General features: G+C 54.0%; 10 protein-coding genes. 3 read left to right on the top strand and 7 right to left on the bottom strand.

The features are described from left to right. Positions 1-87 precede the first annotated feature (87 nt). The gene (locus tag R9X49_RS14290; protein ID WP_319849031.1) at positions 88-2,463 is read right to left on the bottom strand and encodes a TonB-dependent siderophore receptor; all 2,376 of its coding nucleotides are present in this window, start codon (positions 2,461-2,463) and stop codon (positions 88-90) included. Positions 2,464-3,201: 738 nt separating this feature from the next. Beyond that, entirely contained in the window at positions 3,202-3,594 is a 393-nt protein-coding gene (locus R9X49_RS14285) for a transcriptional regulator (RefSeq protein WP_225086976.1), read from the bottom strand. 902 nt (positions 3,595-4,496) lie between these two features. Between R9X49_RS14285 and acs the strand changes: the two genes are divergently transcribed. The 3 genes from acs to actP all read left to right on the top strand — a co-directional run bounded on the left by acs (position 4,497) and on the right by actP (position 8,550). Continuing rightward, entirely contained in the window at positions 4,497-6,458 is a 1,962-nt protein-coding gene (gene acs / locus R9X49_RS14280; protein ID WP_319849030.1) for an acetate--CoA ligase, read from the top strand. A 125-nt stretch (positions 6,459-6,583) separates the two neighbouring features. Further along, positions 6,584-6,895: a DUF485 domain-containing protein gene (locus R9X49_RS14275; protein WP_012773384.1), complete on the top strand. Its 312-nt coding sequence runs from the start codon at positions 6,584-6,586 to the stop codon at positions 6,893-6,895. After that, positions 6,892-8,550, top strand: a complete 1,659-nt coding sequence (gene actP, locus R9X49_RS14270; RefSeq protein ID WP_319849029.1) for a cation/acetate symporter ActP — start codon at positions 6,892-6,894, stop codon at positions 8,548-8,550. The genes R9X49_RS14275 and actP overlap by 4 nt, the downstream gene beginning before the upstream one ends. A gap of 452 nt (positions 8,551-9,002) precedes the next feature. Here the strand turns inward: actP and R9X49_RS14265 are convergent, their stop codons facing one another. The 5 genes from R9X49_RS14265 to R9X49_RS14245 form a co-directional block, all read right to left on the bottom strand. Next, positions 9,003-10,733, bottom strand: a complete 1,731-nt coding sequence (locus tag R9X49_RS14265) for a polysaccharide lyase family protein (RefSeq protein ID WP_319849028.1) — start codon at positions 10,731-10,733, stop codon at positions 9,003-9,005. A gap of 323 nt (positions 10,734-11,056) precedes the next feature. Next, positions 11,057-13,186 carry an HlyD family efflux transporter periplasmic adaptor subunit gene (locus R9X49_RS14260; RefSeq protein ID WP_319849027.1) on the bottom strand — a complete coding sequence of 710 codons (2,130 nt, stop codon included), beginning with the start codon at positions 13,184-13,186 and terminating at the stop codon, positions 11,057-11,059. A 2-nt stretch (positions 13,187-13,188) separates the two neighbouring features. Beyond that, positions 13,189-14,544 (bottom strand): efflux RND transporter periplasmic adaptor subunit, encoded by a 1,356-nt coding sequence (locus tag R9X49_RS14255; protein WP_319849026.1) that lies wholly within the window; start codon positions 14,542-14,544, stop codon positions 13,189-13,191. Next, positions 14,541-15,296 carry an efflux RND transporter periplasmic adaptor subunit gene (locus R9X49_RS14250; protein ID WP_319849025.1) on the bottom strand — a complete coding sequence of 252 codons (756 nt, stop codon included), beginning with the start codon at positions 15,294-15,296 and terminating at the stop codon, positions 14,541-14,543. Before R9X49_RS14250 ends, R9X49_RS14255 begins: the two co-directional genes overlap by 4 nt. Next, on the bottom strand, positions 15,296-17,083 hold the full coding sequence (locus R9X49_RS14245) for a TolC family protein (RefSeq protein WP_319849024.1): 1,788 nt from the start codon (positions 17,081-17,083) through the stop codon (positions 15,296-15,298). The genes R9X49_RS14250 and R9X49_RS14245 overlap by 1 nt, the downstream gene beginning before the upstream one ends. Positions 17,084-17,101: the final 18 nt, after the last annotated feature.

The following is a 17,101-nucleotide window of genomic DNA, read 5'->3' as shown; positions in this document are numbered from 1 at the left end:
CGAGAACGGTAAAAATAAGGACATTGCAGGCATTAATACAAAAAAAGAAGCCCTAGGGCTTCTTTTAGTGATGTTTGAGACGGGTGATTACCAACGATAGCTGACGTTCGCGCTAACGTTACGGCCTTCACCGTAGTAGCACCAGTAGTTACACGCACTGACATACTCACGGTTTGTCAGGTTGGTTGCATTAACCTGCAACCGCCAGTCCTTGCTGAAATCATAGGCGATCATCGCATCCCATAGCGTATAAGCAGGAACCTTCATGTCCGACGAATTAGCAATGTCACCGTAAGAGCTGCCCACATAGCGCACACCGCTGCCGATACTTAATCCTTCCAGCTTGCCGTTAAAGGCATAAGTCGCCCAGCCAGACACGATCTGTTCAGGCAGGCCCGGTAGGCGTTTCCCCACTTCACCGACGGTACCTGATTTGGTCGTTTCCACTTCGTTGTATGTGTAGTTTGCCGTCAGCGTCAGACCGGTATACACCTCGCCGCTCAATTCCAGTTCAAGACCGCGTGAACGGGCTTCACCCGCCTGAATAGTCAGACTCGGATTTTGAGGATCCGTCGTTTTAACGTTTTTCTGTTCCAGATTAAACAGGGCAGCAGAAGCATACCCGTTAAAGCCTTCCGGCGTATATTTCACGCCGATTTCCGTCTGCTGGCCTTCTTCCGGCACATAAGGGCGTTCGTACCCATCGCGGCCTGACACCGGCAGGAACGATTCCGAATAGCTGACGTAAGGGGAAATACCGTTATCAAACAGATACATTACCCCAGCAGTCTTGGTAAATTTGGTATCGTCGGTACGTGTATCCGCGCCAGATGAAAAATTACGGTCACGAGACTTCGCCACGTCGTAACGTCCACCCAGCAAGAAAATCAGACGTTCGTCATACTTGATCTGATTCTGGACATAGTAACCAGTCTGATGGCGGCCAGAGCGGTGAGCGAACAGTTGGCTGTCTGGCGACGTATAGTTGCCATAAACCGGATTAAAGATGTCGATAGGACTACCAAAGGAGTACAGGTTCCCATCGCGGCTTTGCGTATTGGCACGGCGGTAGTCGAACCCGAGCAGCAGCGTGTTTTCAATATCTTCCCACTGCCATTCGCCCACTAAACGGTTATCGGTAGCCCAGTTTTGCGCAAAACCGTCACGGTAGGTCAACCCACGATTGGCTAATCGATCGCTGACAACATTCGTTACCGGATCGGTATACATCCCCAGCACGTAGGCATTACGCAGATCCAAATTCAGATAGGTGTAATTCACATTCTGGTGGAACGTCCAGGTGTCGTTCAGATGATGCGTGAACTCATAGCCCAGAGTGAACTGGCGGGTATCATGGCGGTTGATGCCCGGTTCGCCCAGCGACGTTTTATAGCCAACTTTACCGAACGGCGTGTTATGCAACGTACCGTACGGCAACTTAAAGCCGTTGGTTGTGTCAGACTTCGTATCCATGTAGCTGGCTAATACGGTCAGCTCCGTGTCTTCTCCGAGGAACGTGACGCTCGGTGCTAAATAAAGGCGCTTGCTCTTCGAGAAATCCATCTCGCCCGAGGTGTCACGCGCTAGCGCAACAACCCGATACAGCACCGAGCCGTCATCGTTTAACGGACCCGCACTGTCGACGGCAAGATGGCGATAGTCGTTAGAGCCGTATTCCAGCTCCACTTTTCCCTGCGGCAAACGCGTAGGCCGTTTGGTAATGACGTTAACCAGACCTCCCGGCGGGTTTTGCCCGTACAGGACAGAAGCGGGGCCTTTCAGGACTTCGATACGCTCAACGCCGAATGGCTCAATCTGCTGACCATAGAACCCATCTTCATTCAGCGTCGCCAGACCATTCTGGAACCGGGATTGATCGCTAAATCCACGGATGGTCACCCATTCAGCTTTGTTGTCCGGCCCGTATGGCGTAGCCAGAATACCGCTGCTATAGCGCAGCGCCTGATCGATCTTTTGCGCGCCGCGCTCTTCGATCTGTTTCTCTGTGACAACCGCAACCGCACGTGGCGTTTCTGAAATCGGCACATCCAGCTTCATCGCGGTATTCGGTGGAGCAGTGACAACAATCCGATCGTTTTTAGCAGTTACAGGCTCACTCGCTGTGCGCTGTACCAGCGTCACGCTGCCATCAGCACTGTACTGTGCACTGAGGCCACTGCTGCTGAGAATCTGCTGGAAACCCTGCTCTACGCTGTAGTTTCCTTGCAACCCCGCACCGCGTTTACCCGCGACCAATGCCGGATCGTAAGAAAGTAATACGCCAGCCTGTTGGGCAAATTGATTGAGCACCTGATTGAGCGGGCCGGACGACACCGCGTATTGTTGGACTGGCGCCGCAGAGGCAGCATAGACCGCCGCCATTGGCAGCACTGAGGCAAACGATGCCCCAAGTACCCCAGCACGTAAAGCACGTGCTAACAGGTGGGTACGGAATTTAACCATTATTTATCCCCTATCGCATAAGAAACGCTGTTTTCAGAAGCTATGCCAATTGGGGGAGTAAAAAGGGGAACTGAAAATCGAAAAATAATTGAAATAATGCGTCTTGAATCAGAATTACTGCGGAAAACGCATTGTCGATATTGGTAAACCAATGCCATTGCCAATAAAAAACTGACGTCAGTTTTATCAAAAAGTGCTATACGCCGACAAAAGCTATATTGGCCTAACCTCATCAGTAATTAGACGAGAGTCTACTTATTCATTTGTCATCCTTTAAGATTCAACACGCTAAAAATAAAGAAAATTTTAAGAGCTTCTTATCGAGGTTTAATAAACCCTAATGTTTAAGGGAATAATTTGTGAGAAGGCAAAAGGAAAAGAGAATAGGCATGAAGGAGAGCAAGATTGTATCGAAACGTTTCGCTGTTTATTTTAAAGAGACATATTATATGCAATAAAATAGTTAACCCTCTATTTTTTATTAACTTTTAACATTATCGCAGTTAATAAAGAACGGCTTTCATTCTTCATTCACGAAAAATCGGCGCGACTTTATCGTCCTGCTGGCCGCAAGTGGTTATCAGAGAATAACCTACGCAATCGGTTGCTGTTGAAAAAGCGGTGCTAAATTAGCAATAACAACGTTATTAATAGCAACAATTTTTCTTTGGTCGTTATTTTCCACTGGAAAATACACGCCTCTAGTCTTCCGGCCAGATAATCTACGATTATGCAAGCTTATGACGCCAGATTTGCCGAAGGCTCAACCGTATCCTGGTTCAGGATCAGCAAAGAAAGCACCCGGTTTTCAACGTTCAGCTTAGAAAAAGACAGCGTACTTAACTGCTTTTTAGTAAAGCCATCAGACAACAAATCCGAGACCACCCGCGTACTTAACACGTTGGAATTCGTTATAAAGTCGTGATAGGCGAACTTCACGTTGATAGGCAGCACATCATCAATTGAGACGGGCGTATTCATTTCAGCACGCAATCCAAAATGGGCGTTGAAGGCAGAATTCGCGCAAACGACCTTACACTTTTCGTCAATCACCGCCACAGCACGCCGATCGTTCTGAACTGGTTGAGAAAGCATGCCTAAAATTTCATTCCGGCCAAATATCAGACTCATTGTTTCCTCTGCATCATGCTATGTAAAAAGATATCTCACAGCGCGCCATGACCTCACGGCGCACCATTGATAAGCAATCAACCTACCGGAATTTAAAAGGTTTCCGGACTAATAGTGTTCTTCCCCACCCCAGAAAGTCACCTAATGAAAATAGTGAATTTCGCTAACCGGAACCGTTTACACGTTCTCAGGCTACCGGGGCTCAAACATCTGCCGCCTTAGTCAGCGTCAGTGATGTTGGGTATATCTATGTTATTTATTTTTGGAAACCGGATATTTCTGAATAAGACACAAAAAATAACACTTCATTTTTCTTTTTGTCAGCGGCTAGCACACGGCATCTTTACCCTTTTTAAGAAGGCCCACATCTGCGCTGTGGAACCCACTTAGAGTGTAGATTATTCACACTTATCTGCCCGTTGATAATCAGATAAATCTATTTCATTAATAGCCTACATATAATTAACAACTGAAACAAAATTTCAACAGATTGAACACAGGTGAACGCGCTAAATAGCTGGCTCACGTAGAAATATACTCTGAACGGGGTTTTTACTATCGGCTGAATAAGCGGGATCTTTATGCCTTTTGATCGTAAAGGGCGATCAAAAACTTGATAACAATAGATATAATCTATTGAAAACAATGAATTGATCGTTAATGACATTATAACAGCATAGATAATTCTGCTGACTGTCATATTGTGACATACATCACTTCTCGCGTTTTGGCTACCACGAAAAAACTGCCTGTTTTCTGAACCAAAAGACTATCTTTTAAGTAACGCTTCACTGCTTTTCCTGTATTGCGTGATCAATCGCGCAAAAAAGAAACAAAGATAACTGGTTAACTACAATTAACCATTATTTGACATAGCATTAACATGTTTAAGGAGAAGCGCTATGACACAACATAATAAACACACCATTCCCGCCGCAATTGCGGAAAATGCACTGATAAATGCCCAGCAATACGAAGATATGTATCGGCTGTCCGTTGACGATCCCGCTGCCTTTTGGGGTGAACAGGGAAAGATCGTCGATTGGATCAAACCCTATAAAACGATCAAGAACACCTCATTCGACCCTGGCCATATCAGTATTCGCTGGTTTGAAGACGGTACGCTAAACGTGGCAGCAAACTGTCTGGATCGCCATCTGGCCGAGCGTGGCGATCAAACCGCCATCATCTGGGAAGGTGATGACGCGACAGAAAGCAAAAAAGTCACCTATCGCGAGCTGCATCAATCCGTATGCCGCTTCGCCAATGTGCTGAAGTCACAGGGCGTCAAAAAAGGCGATGTCGTTGCCATTTATATGCCGATGGTGCCGGAAGCGGCCGTGGCGATGTTGGCCTGTGCCAGAATCGGTGCCATTCACTCGGTGATCTTCGGAGGGTTCTCTCCTGAAGCCATTTCCGGGCGTATCATCGATTCCAGCGCCAAGCTGGTTATTACCGCCGATGAAGGCGTACGCGCCGGACGTGTGATTCCGCTGAAGAAGAATATTGATGAAGCGTTAAAGAACCCAAACGTCACCACCATTTCCAGCGTCATCGTTTTCCATCGTACCGGTAAAACCGGTGAATGGAAGGAGGGTCGCGATCTGTGGTGGCACGATCTGGTTGAAAAAGCAGATGATCACTGCCCGCCAGAAGAGATGAATGCGGAAGATCCGCTCTTTATCCTTTATACGTCGGGCTCAACCGGTAAACCCAAGGGCGTATTGCACACCACGGGTGGCTATCTGGTTTATGCTGCACTGACCTTCAAGTATGTCTTCGACTACCATCCTGGCGACATTTACTGGTGTACGGCAGACGTTGGCTGGGTGACGGGGCACAGCTACCTGCTGTATGGGCCGCTGACATGCGGGGCGATTACGCTCATGTTTGAAGGTGTACCAACCTGGCCGGATGCCAGACGTATGGCGCAAGTGGTCGATAAGCATCAGGTCAACATTCTCTACACCGCCCCCACCGCCATCCGCGCGCTGATGGCTGAAGGTGATAAAGCGATCGAAGGGACATCGCGTGAATCACTTCGGATCATGGGTTCCGTCGGTGAGCCGATCAACCCAGAAGCCTGGGAGTGGTATTTCAACAAAATCGGAAATGGTAAGTGCCCTATCGTCGATACCTGGTGGCAAACGGAGACGGGCGGCTTCATGATCACCCCTCTGCCCGGCGCGATTGAAGCGAAAGCCGGCTCCGCGACGCGACCATTCTTCGGTGTACAGCCTGCGCTCGTCGACAACCTCGGCAACCCACAGGAAGGCACCGCGGAAGGCAATCTGGTCATCGTGGATTCCTGGCCAGGTCAGGCACGAACCCTGTTTGGCGATCACGATCGCTTCGAACAAACCTACTTTTCCACCTTCAAAGGCATGTACTTCAGCGGTGACGGCGCGCGTCGTGACGAAGATGGCTATTACTGGATCACGGGTCGCGTCGACGACGTGCTGAACGTTTCCGGACATCGTCTGGGGACGGCGGAAATCGAATCGGCACTCGTTGCCCATCCAAAAATTGCCGAAGCGGCCGTGGTCGGCATTCCGCACCATATGAAAGGGCAGGCTATTTACGCCTACATCACGCTGAACCACGGCGAAGAGCCGTCCAGCGAGCTGTATACGGAAGTTCGCAACTGGGTCCGTAAAGAAATCGGCCCGATTGCGACTCCAGATATCCTGCACTGGACTGACTCTTTACCGAAAACGCGATCCGGCAAAATCATGCGTCGTATTTTGCGGAAAATCGCCGCCGGTGATACCAGCAATCTGGGGGATACCTCAACGCTGGCCGATCCTGGCGTCGTCGAAAAACTGCTCGAAGAAAAGCAGGCCATGAGTACCGCCTCTCAATAACCCTCTGACCCACCGCTCTCTTCATTCCCGTAAGCCATGACGTGGCTTGCGGGGATGTGGCTGGCGATAAATCAGGCGGCGACGTCGCGGCAATACTCAACCCTACAGATTACTGGAGACTTACGATGAATGATGCCATTTATCAACGGATTGAAAGTAACCCCTTATTCAGAGAACTGGTCAACAAACGGCAGCGTTTCGCTGTTTTTCTCTCGCTGATCATGCTGGTGCTTTATGTGGGTTTTATCCTGCTCATCGCCTTTGCGCCTGGCTGGCTGGGAACGCCTATCAGCCCAGGTTCCAGCATTACCCGCGGCATTCCGATTGGAGTGGGATTGATTGCGATCTCCTTCATTCTGACAGGCATTTATGTGTACCGCGCCAACGGTGAATTCGATCGTCTGACCAAACAGTTACTGGATGAGGTAAAGCAATGAAAATACGCTTTATGATGCTGTTCGGGCTTTTGACGCTGCCGGTGCTTGCGTGGGCGGCGGATGCCCTCACGGGGGATGTTCAGCGCCAGCCGTTGAATATTCAAGCCATCGTGATGTTTCTGTTGTTCGTCGGCGGTACGCTGTATATCACCTACTGGGCGTCGAAGAAAACCCGTTCACGAAGCGATTATTATACGGCTGGCGGCAATATTACCGGTTTCCAAAACGGGCTGGCGATTGCGGGCGACTATATGTCTGCCGCGTCCTTCCTCGGTATTTCTGCACTGGTCTATACCTCCGGCTACGACGGCCTGATCTACTCACTCGGCTTTTTGGTCGGCTGGCCCATTATTCTGTTTCTAATCGCAGAGCGGCTGCGCAACCTCGGGCGTTATACCTTTGCTGACGTCGCATCCTACCGTTTGCAACAGCGCCCGATCCGTAGCCTTTCCGCCTGTGGCTCGCTGGTGGTTGTGGCCCTGTACCTCATCGCACAGATGGTGGGCGCGGGGAAACTCATCGAGCTGCTGTTCGGCCTCAACTACCATGTGGCCGTGGTGCTGGTCGGTATCCTGATGGTGATGTACGTGATGTTTGGCGGCATGCTCGCCACCACATGGGTACAGATTATTAAAGCCGTCCTGCTGCTATTCGGCGCCACCTTCATGGCCGTCATGGTCATGAAATCCGTGGGGTTCAGCTTTGACGCGCTGTTCAAGCAGGCGATGGCGGTTCACCCAAAAGGGGCAGCGATCATGAGCCCCGGAGGACTGGTTTCTGACCCCATCTCGGCGCTGTCCCTCGGGTTAGGCTTGATGTTCGGTACCGCTGGTCTACCGCATATTCTGATGCGCTTCTTCACCGTCAGCGACGCGAAAGAAGCACGGAAGAGCGTGTTCTACGCCACAGGGTTCATGGGCTATTTCTACTTCCTGACCTTCATCATCGGCTTCGGTGCCATCCTGCTGGTCAGCGCTAATCCTGCGTTTAAGGATGCGACAGGCGCACTCATCGGTGGGAATAACATGGCGGCGGTGCATCTGGCCGATGCGGTCGGCGGAGACTTCTTCCTCGGCTTTATCTCCGCCGTGGCCTTTGCCACCATCCTGGCCGTCGTTGCAGGTCTGACGCTGGCAGGCGCTTCAGCCGTATCCCACGATCTCTACTCTAACGTGATCAAGAAAGGGAAAGCGACGGAGCGTGATGAGCTGAAAGTCTCGAAAATCACCGTGCTGGTGCTGGGTGTCGTGGCGATTTCGCTCGGTATCCTGTTTGAGAACCAGAATATCGCCTTCATGGTCGGGCTGGCCTTCTCCATCGCTGCCAGCTGTAACTTCCCGATCATTATCATCTCGATGTACTGGTCAAAACTGACCACGCGCGGGGCGATGATTGGCGGCTGGGCAGGGCTGTTGACGGCTGTCGTTTTGATGATATTGGGGCCGACTATCTGGGTGAAAATCCTCGGTCACGCCACCCCCATTTATCCTTACGATTATCCAGCGCTCTTCTCCATGCTAGTCGCGTTTATCGGTATCTGGTTCTTCTCCATCACCGATCGCTCCGAAGCCGGACAGCAGGAACGCGCTCGCTTCCATGCGCAGTTTGTCCGTTCACAAACCGGCGTCGGCGCATCAAAAGGCAGCTCCCACTAATCCTCCCTCTCACTGGCCCGCATTCGCGGGTCAGTTCTTTTATGAAGCTCAATATCCTCCATAAATCAGGGGAAAGATCTCTGTTAGTAGCACGCAAGGTTTCGTGCGCACTAACCAATGCTACTTTCTGTAGCCATTGCAGCACGCGCCCGACATGGAGCGGCTCAGTCGCCGCCGCCCCATGTCCCCTGGCTTTTCGCGTTAATCGCGTCGCTACGCGATGCCTTCGGCGTGCGTGACTGCTGTTCGGGCCGTCAATGACGCGCTCCCGGCGCGGCACTGACTTTCACGGCGTCCTGCCGTTCACCCGGCAGCCCCACCCACCTCAGCGCAATTTTTTACGCGAAGGAATAAAAACACCAACGCATTGTTATTTAAAATAATTTAAAAATAATGCATCATTGTCTTATAGATCTATCAGTGCCATTTAGCCAACACTTCACAACCGGGTTTTACTCCTCGCTTAAGGTCACCACGTCGTACATCACGCTGCCGCCTTTTAATTGCAGTGTGATTGTGTTGTTGCCGTTTTTCAGGAAACGGGATGACACGGGGATACGGGCAATGTGGTAGCGACCGCTCTGTAGCGCGCCGCGATAAATGGCTTTATCGTTTTCGTAAGTCAGCGTCTCCAGCGTGCTACCGTTTACCGCTACCGCCAGCTGTGGCAGGGTCGGCTCACTCATGCCGCTGTTGCTCGCTGCCGCCAGTGCGATATTCAGGAAATAGGTGTCCTTCTCAGGCCGCAGAGCAAAACGGATATCCCATTTTCCCGGTTTGGTCTGCGCATAATACCAGTCGCGTTGATAATCGCTGTGGCCAATATCAAACGTCAGATTTGCCGGAACCTCATGCTGCCAGCGGGTGTTACGAGCCTCATCGCCAAAGCGGAATTCACTCGCTTGCCGATTTGCCTGTCCAATCGCCCAGACAACCGATTCGGCTTTGGGCAGAGCAATCACAGGCAGCGCCTGCTCATCGCCGGAAATGGACAGCGTTTGCTCTGCCAATATCCCTGGTTGCGTACCGCTGCTGGCGTATACCGTCAGATGGTAATTACCCGGACGAACATGGGGAAATGTGAAATTTCCCTGAGTATCCGTGGTTGCCTGATACGAATAGCCGAGAGTTTGCACATCAAACGGTTCATCCAATGACGATGAAAGCACGACGGTTACCGACTGCTGGCTGGCAACGCGTCCGCTAACCTGTGTGCGATCGCGCGCATACCGGGAATCGTCCACCCATGTGTACGGCCAACTGACGGCTTCTGTCAGCGCCTGACGTCGGGCATCTGCCAGCATCTGTTCAGTATCGCCCTGATTGATATACAGCAGCCACGGACCGTAGAATTTTTTCCAGCCCGGTGCTGCCACCATATCCGGTGTGCCGAGATGCGCCCCCGTCATATAGTTCAGAATAATGGCATCCTGATGCACCAGCAGATCCTGCTTGAGCGCATCGCCGGAGAAATACTCCCGATTACCGTGAATCAACCACGCCCCCACGCCATTACCGAAAACGCCCCAGAAAGGCGCGCCACGCATATAACCGGCGAAATCATATTTGGAATAAATGCTGCCATCCGGCAACCGCCAGGTTTCATCTTGTACCTTCGGCGAGGCTTCAAGCTGGCTGTAGAGCAGCGGTTTACCCTGACGTTCGCCGTTGTAGAGATGGTCTAACCGAGCAGGATCGAAGCGGTATACGTTACGCAATTCACTGACTTTAACATCCTGACTGCCGCTATTCTCGGCCACCACATAGCTGTAAAGACCGCTAACGCCGCGACGCATGATCAGGTGATATTCTAGCCGTAACAGCCCGTCCCGATCGTCGATATAGGCGACATGCGCTATATCTCGATCGTTGCGCAGCACCTCTATCCGATCAGGGACAAAATCTTTGACGCCCTTAACATGAGTATCGTTAACATAGTAATCGAGATAAGCGCTGCGCGTTTTACTCGGGTCGCGCGCTGCACCGGACAGGTTGGTGACGATATTTTTGCCTCCCGTCACCATGCTCACCGCGCTGCCATCCTCCCCGAAAGCGACTTTCAGCAAGCCGTTATCCAGAACGGTATGCAAACCAGAAACGGATAACGACACCGCATTATCCTGCGCGCTATAGCTATAGGGAGCCAGCATGGCCCCTATCAACAACAAGACAGATCGCTTCACAGTCAGCCCTCTTGTGTTCCATTGGTTAGACAGAAATTTTTATCGCATCCGTTCAGGCTACTGCCGCTTCAATATCGAGATACACGGGGCTACCACGGTGCGAGGTATCCCTGCGGGAACCTCATCACCGTGTTTCCCCTAATATCCAACATTGGGTGTAGCCTGAGATATCAAAAAATTCCCGCTATTTGAAATATATAGCAGTAGTGTGGACAACATAATCGAGGAGATAAGCGCCCTCCTTCACGTCAATGCCAGCAGAAACAAGAAGCTGGCAATGACAGGAAGAAAGTCAGGATCGACATCGCAGAAATTAAAACTGATCAGAATGACAGCTCGCGAATCAGTACGGCGGACACAACTTTCCAGCCGCGGACCAACAGGCTTTGCGCCTCACCGTCCATCACCACCGTGCCGCGCAGCACCTGCGGCTGAGCACGATAATCGTCAGGCAGACTGAGCAACACGCGATAAACGGCCTGTTCAGGATGCAACTTGCGCTGTGCGTCGCTCAACGTGGCAATATCGCCGCCATAAATCGATGCCAGTTCCGGCGCAGCATTCAGATCGCGGGTTGCCGTGCTGGCAATCTCCACAATAGTGAGCGGCAGCGACGAGCGACTCACGTCCTGTAAATAAAACGTCCCCTTTGCGCCCGTGCGGAGCCGCTGCCAGTCTTTTTCCGACACGAACGCTTCCACCAGCCCGCCGGTTGGCTTGGTGACGACCGCCAGCCATTCGCCCTGCCCCAGCCACTCGCCAGGTTCCAGCGGCGTTGTCATGTCAGCCACCACGCCGTCTATCGGCGCACGTACCGTCAGTTGTTCAGACTGACGCTGCAAGACCTGTAACTTTTGCAGCGCCGCGTCGTGCTCCTGCTTCACCCGCTGGTGATCGCCAGCCGCTTCCTTGTTGAATACCTGAAAGGTACTTTGCCAGTTCAGCGTGGCGATTTGTCGCTCCAACTGCTGCCGCTCATGCGCCAGTGCGTCAGACGACAGCGTAAACAGCGTCTGTCCGGCGCGCACAGGCTGACCGACCTGCACCTCAATGCGCTGAATCATCGCCGGTACGGGCATATACAGGCTGCTTTGCTGTTCCGCCCGCAGCAGTGCCGGTGCGTACACGCCGCGCTGCCAGGGAAGCATCAGTAAGAGCAGAATCACAGCGCTCACGGCCAGCGTTGTCGTCATATTACGGTTCATACGGTAATCCTTACGACGTTTACTCCATTCGCGCACTTCATTCACTACCGGCATCACCACGAAATAGCCGATTTCAATCGCGAAAAGCAGCATCCCCAGCAGCTTGAACGCCATGTGATAAACCAGAATCGCGATACCAGTAAACAGGAAGAAACGGTATATCCACACCGCAAAGGCATAACCCACCAGCGTGCGTTGCAGCCAGCGCGGAAAGTGCTCCGGCGGGGCATCCCCTAAGCCAAACAGCCATTCCCGCATCTGCCAACGGCCGATAGCAAAGCCCCGGTTTTGCAGGTTCGGCATCTGTAATCCATCGGACAGCAGAAAATAGCCGTCGAAGCGCATCAGCGGGCTGAGGTTAATCGCCAGCGTCATAATCCAGGTTGTCGTCGCCAGCATAAACGCGGCGCTGCGCAGCATGCCGTCCGGCAAGAAGCTCCATGCCAGCGTCGCCCACGCCGCCAGCACCAGCTCGGTCATCATGCCTGCCGCGCCAATCGCCATCCGCTGCCGCCGGCGTGTGAGCTTCCACGAGCCGGACGTATCGGTGTACAGCACTGGCATCATCACCAGAAACGCGACGCCCATCGTGGCAACCCGCGCACCAAAACGTTTGCAGGTGTAGGCGTGGCCGAACTCGTGCAGAATTTTGGTAAAGCACAGCGTTAGCCCCGCCAGCGCCGCGCCTTCCAGCGTGAAGAAATGCAGAAACGTATGCTTGAACGTTTCCCACTGGCGTCCGGCGAGGAAGAGCCCCAGCACGGCCACCAGCAGCGTCAGTTTGAGGAAAGTCCGGCTGAAAAACGGTTCGATCCACGGCAGCGTCGCGCCCAGAAAGCGATCGGGGTGCCATAAGGGAATGCGAAAAAACAGATAATTCTTCAACAGCTTGCGCCAAATGGAAACGCGCGACTGTTCCACCTGACGAGAAAATTGTGCCAGCGCATCATCGCCGGAAACACGCGTCAGGCTATTGGCCTGTAGGAAGCGGTTGAAATACTGCACATCACTGTCATCAAGCGTCAGTGCAGAAGTCTGGTTAACCTCGGCCACGATCTGCGCCGCGTTCCCCATCGACCAGCGCGAGAGCATCGCCATTTCTGCCCAGCCGATACGAAAATAGAGACCGCGCAGCGGATCTTCCAGCGTCCAACTGGGCGATCCGTCGCGGTTAGCCGGCCCGGCGTGCAGGATCAGCTCATCGCGTAGCGGGCTGAGCCCAGCGGCTGGCGTCGCGCCTCCGGACATCGTCAGACGCCCAGCCAGACGCGCAGGGATGCCAACGGTTTACGCAGCAGGTAAACGAACAGCACCGTGCGTTTCCCGTACAGCTTGGCGGTCCCCTTCAGGCCCACGCGCAGCTGCGGATCATCCTGCGTAAAACGCGCCCGAAGCCGATAGGCCATCACATTATCCGGCGTCGGCGCAGCGCGATAGCCGATCTGCTCAAGTCGCGCTTCCTGTGCCGAATTCGGCGCAACATTGAGGAACAGGCGCACGTCCGCGCCGTTTTCCAACGCGATCGCGTCCGCCGCGGGCAACTGAATCTCCAGCTCAACATCGTGCGGATCGGCGATCATCATAATACGTTCCCCCACCGCCACCGAGCGCCCAATCCAGTCGTTGCTATCATCAAAAATCGCCACGCCGTCGCGCGGGGAAACGAGCTGCATGCGTTCCTGCTGACGTTGCAGAAAATCCATGTCACTCTGCGCCTGCTCACGGCGGCTTTGCAACACGGCCAGGCTGGCTTTGCTATTGGCATCGAACAGCGCCTGCTGCTGTGCCTGACGATACTGGGCATCGGCGGTGGCAAAAGCCTGTCGGGCCGATTCCAGCCGGTTTTCCAGTTCGCGCACGTCCAGTCGCACCAGCGACTGATTAGCGCTGACGGACTGATTAGGGCGAACCAGTATGTCATCCACCACGCCCGCCACAGGGGCGCGCACCATCACCGGACGATGTGCGACGATCTCCGCCGGCGCCAGCACCGACTGACGAACCGGAATCAATAAGATCAGCACCAGCACCACGATCGCAGCAACGATCAAACGGCGTCTGGCAGGCGGCGTTTTCGACGGGCGGCGGCGCACTTTGCACAGGCTCGACCAGGCGTGCGCGTAGGCGTCTGCCAGTTTTTCCAGCAGCACGATCTCGGCAGGCAGCCACGCGCTATCCCGTGCTAACACCAGCACCAGCGGCGTATCGCCCTGCGGTAAACGCAGCGGCAGCCAGAGTAAAAATTCCGGCAGATGTTCCTGCCACAAAATCTGGTCATCGGCAGGCAGCTCGCGGCATTGCAGCGCCTGCGTTTGACGCCCCTCTTCCTGCCACTGGCGGCACAGGCGGCTAAATTCGGTACAAAACGGCGCGTTGTGATCGAGAGAGACCAGCCCGGAGGCCGCCTGCAAGCGCCGTTTATCGCCGTCCCACAGCAGCGCCTGTCGATACTTCACTAAATTATGCGTCTCGTTGACGATAAAAAACGCCAGTTCATCCAGCGTTTCACGCGCTCTGGCACGGCTTTGCAGCTGCAACAACTCGGCCAGCAGCGCCAGCCGGGTATCCTGTTCAGTTTGTGCTGCTGTCGTGTTCCGTTCGGTCATGGCGACACGCTGCCTGCATCAGGCGGCACGATTTGCGCCACACCGCTCATGCCCGGCAGTAATCCAGCAGTAGACTGGGTAATGCGACCAAAGACTTTTACCGATTGGCTAACCGGATCGATCGCCGAAGAAAGCCGGCTGATTTCCGCCGGATAGCTCAGTCCGGTTTCATCCAGCGTAACCTGAAAAGCGCTGCCTTGCTTTAACCACACCAGCCAGCGCGACGGCACAATCATTTCCAGCTCGAACGCGCTGTCATCATAAATCGCCAGCAGCTCTTTACCTTCCGGCACGGATTCCCAACGTTTCACTTTGGTTTCCGTTACGCGGCCGGAGAACGGCGCTTTAATGACACAGCGTTGCAGCATGGCGCGATTAACGCCGCTTTCGGCCTGCGCCATCGACACCGACGATCGTGCCTGATCGACATCCGACAGGCTGATCGAATTGAGCTTATCCAGTCGATCGGCAATCGCTAGCTTCTTACGCGCGGCATTCTCTGCGGCGTTTGAGTAGTTCAGCTTTTCACGCAGCACGGTGCAGTCAAACGTCACCAGCGTATCGCCCTGCTTGAAGTGTTCCCCCTCTTTCACCGCAATATCCGTCACTTTTCCGGCAATTTCGCTGGATAACACGGTATAGCGCTGCGCGCTAAGCTGTACGCGAATGTCTCCCGTCGTCGCAGCCTGCCCCCACAGGGGCAGACTTAACGCACTCACCAGCAACAGCGGACGCATCATGCCGAAAGCCATTAACGCGAGCCTCCCGCCTGTAGGGATTGTAGGTTATCCCACATGTCTGTATTCACGACGCGGTAGGGTTTCCCCGCGTTAGCCGGTGGCGTTACAGCCACAGGCGTGATGGGCTTAGAGACAGCTGAACCTGTTGCGGAAGAGGTGACGGCAGAAGCGGTCGTGGTGGCCGACGTCGCCGGTGTTGACAGGGACAGACGCGGTACCGCAACGCCGCCTTTCTCAAGGTTACCCGTGGTGCGGGCAATCGAGCTGCTCAGCGCCGCCAGGCTGACATCGCTCACGTTATCCGGCAGTACATCCAGTCCGGCAGCCTGATACACCGCGCCCAGCGCGTTCTGCACATCGGCAAAACTGCGGTCACGCGCGCGGGTGGTCAGAATGGTTTCCGTGCTGACACGCACCTGTTCCATCTGCGTTTCGGCACGATGCTGTACGCTGAGCGTGGTCTGATTGAGGATGCCGCGCTGAATCCGCGCCAGTTCCTGGTAGCGACCGAACATCCGCGTACTCTGCTGATATTCCTGCCAGGCAACGTTCACCTGCGTCAGCACCGCCATGCGTAGCGCCTGACGACGAACTTCTGCCAGATCTTCATTCGCCTGTCCGGCACGTTTAACCGACGACCACGACAGCACGTTCAGCAGGTTGCCGCTGACCTGAACGCCCGCGTTTGCCCACTGATGATTGACCAGATAGCTGTTGCTGTCGCCGTTGATACCGGCAAACAGCGACACGCCCGGCAGCAGACGCAGCAGCGATTTACGAGTTTCCAGTACGCTATTGCGTGCCAGATAGCTCTCTTCGCGCACTTCCGGGCGTTTAACCATCGAGAAGTTTTCCAGATCGTCGAGCGAATAGGCCATCTTCGGCGCAACCAGACTGCTTTCGCTCGGCACGACAACATCATATTTGCTCGACGGCGGCAGATTCATCAACGCGGCCAGACGGGATTTTGCTACCACCAGATCGCTGTCGACGATTTCCAACTGGCGCACCATCTCCAGCATATTTTTCTGGAAACGCAGTGCCTCAACCGGTGCCAGCAGGCGCTGCTGTTCGGTCTGACGCGCGTATTCCAGCGCCTGACGCGCCTGCGTCAGCGCCGTGGTCACTTCCGGCTGCAAACGCTGCGCCGTGGCGGCCTCCCAATAGGCCGTCCGCACCTGACGGGTAATATCCGCGACGACACGACGACGGCGTTCTTCCGCCGCCAGCGATTTGTTCGCCTGTACTTTGGCGTTGAAATAACTGATACCAAAATCCAGCACGTTCCAGCTCATCGTCAGATCGGCGGTGCGCTGGGTCTGATCCTGACTGGTGGATGCTTCCAGCGATTGTCGTCCCGTAGTCACCGACTGGCTGCTGGAACCGGCTACGTTGTCGCGGGTTTGCAGCCCGGCGCGCGCGGTCAGTTTAGGTAATAGCATATCCAGATTCTGTACGCCCAACAGGTCATCTTCCATCGCCTGTTCCATCAGCGCGACCCGCTGTTGCAGGTTATATTTCAGCGCACGGGCAATCGCTTCATCCAGCGTGATCGTGCCGCGCACCGGTTCCTGATTGGCGAACATCTGCGTTCTGTCGCTCAGCGCCTGAGCAACCTGCTGTTCGATCGTAACCGGCTCAGGCTTGACGGCACAGCCAGCCAGCCCCAGACAGGCAAGGGTCACCGCGATCCGTAATGCTCGAGAACCCGCGGTGCGTGGTGTAGCCTCGTGTTGAACGTTCTGCTGCTGACTGTCGTGTTGCTGGCTATCCCAGAAATGCGCTATGTGCTGATTCACCCGGGTTCTCCCCATCTT

This window comes from Pectobacterium carotovorum (assembly GCF_033898505.1).
In the GTDB taxonomy this organism is placed as follows: Bacteria; Pseudomonadota; Gammaproteobacteria; order Enterobacterales; family Enterobacteriaceae; genus Pectobacterium; species Pectobacterium carotovorum_J.
This window is presented reverse-complemented; position numbering and strand designations above follow the sequence as displayed.

Bases quoted from the DNA above. Each gene is read 5' to 3' on its own strand.
- acs (WP_319849030.1), top strand. From the start codon at position 4,497: ATGACACAACATAATAAACACACCATTCCCGCCGCAATTGCGGAAAAT.
- R9X49_RS14250 (WP_319849025.1), bottom strand. From the start codon at position 15,296: ATGGCTTTCGGCATGATGCGTCCGCTGTTGCTGGTGAGTGCGTTAAGT.
- R9X49_RS14290 (WP_319849031.1), bottom strand. From the start codon at position 2,463: ATGGTTAAATTCCGTACCCACCTGTTAGCACGTGCTTTACGTGCTGGG.
- actP (WP_319849029.1), top strand. From the start codon at position 6,892: ATGAAAATACGCTTTATGATGCTGTTCGGGCTTTTGACGCTGCCGGTG.
- R9X49_RS14275 (WP_012773384.1), top strand. From the start codon at position 6,584: ATGAATGATGCCATTTATCAACGGATTGAAAGTAACCCCTTATTCAGA.
- R9X49_RS14255 (WP_319849026.1), bottom strand. From the start codon at position 14,544: ATGACCGAACGGAACACGACAGCAGCACAAACTGAACAGGATACCCGG.
- R9X49_RS14260 (WP_319849027.1), bottom strand. From the start codon at position 13,186: ATGTCCGGAGGCGCGACGCCAGCCGCTGGGCTCAGCCCGCTACGCGAT.
- R9X49_RS14285 (WP_225086976.1), bottom strand. From the start codon at position 3,594: ATGAGTCTGATATTTGGCCGGAATGAAATTTTAGGCATGCTTTCTCAA.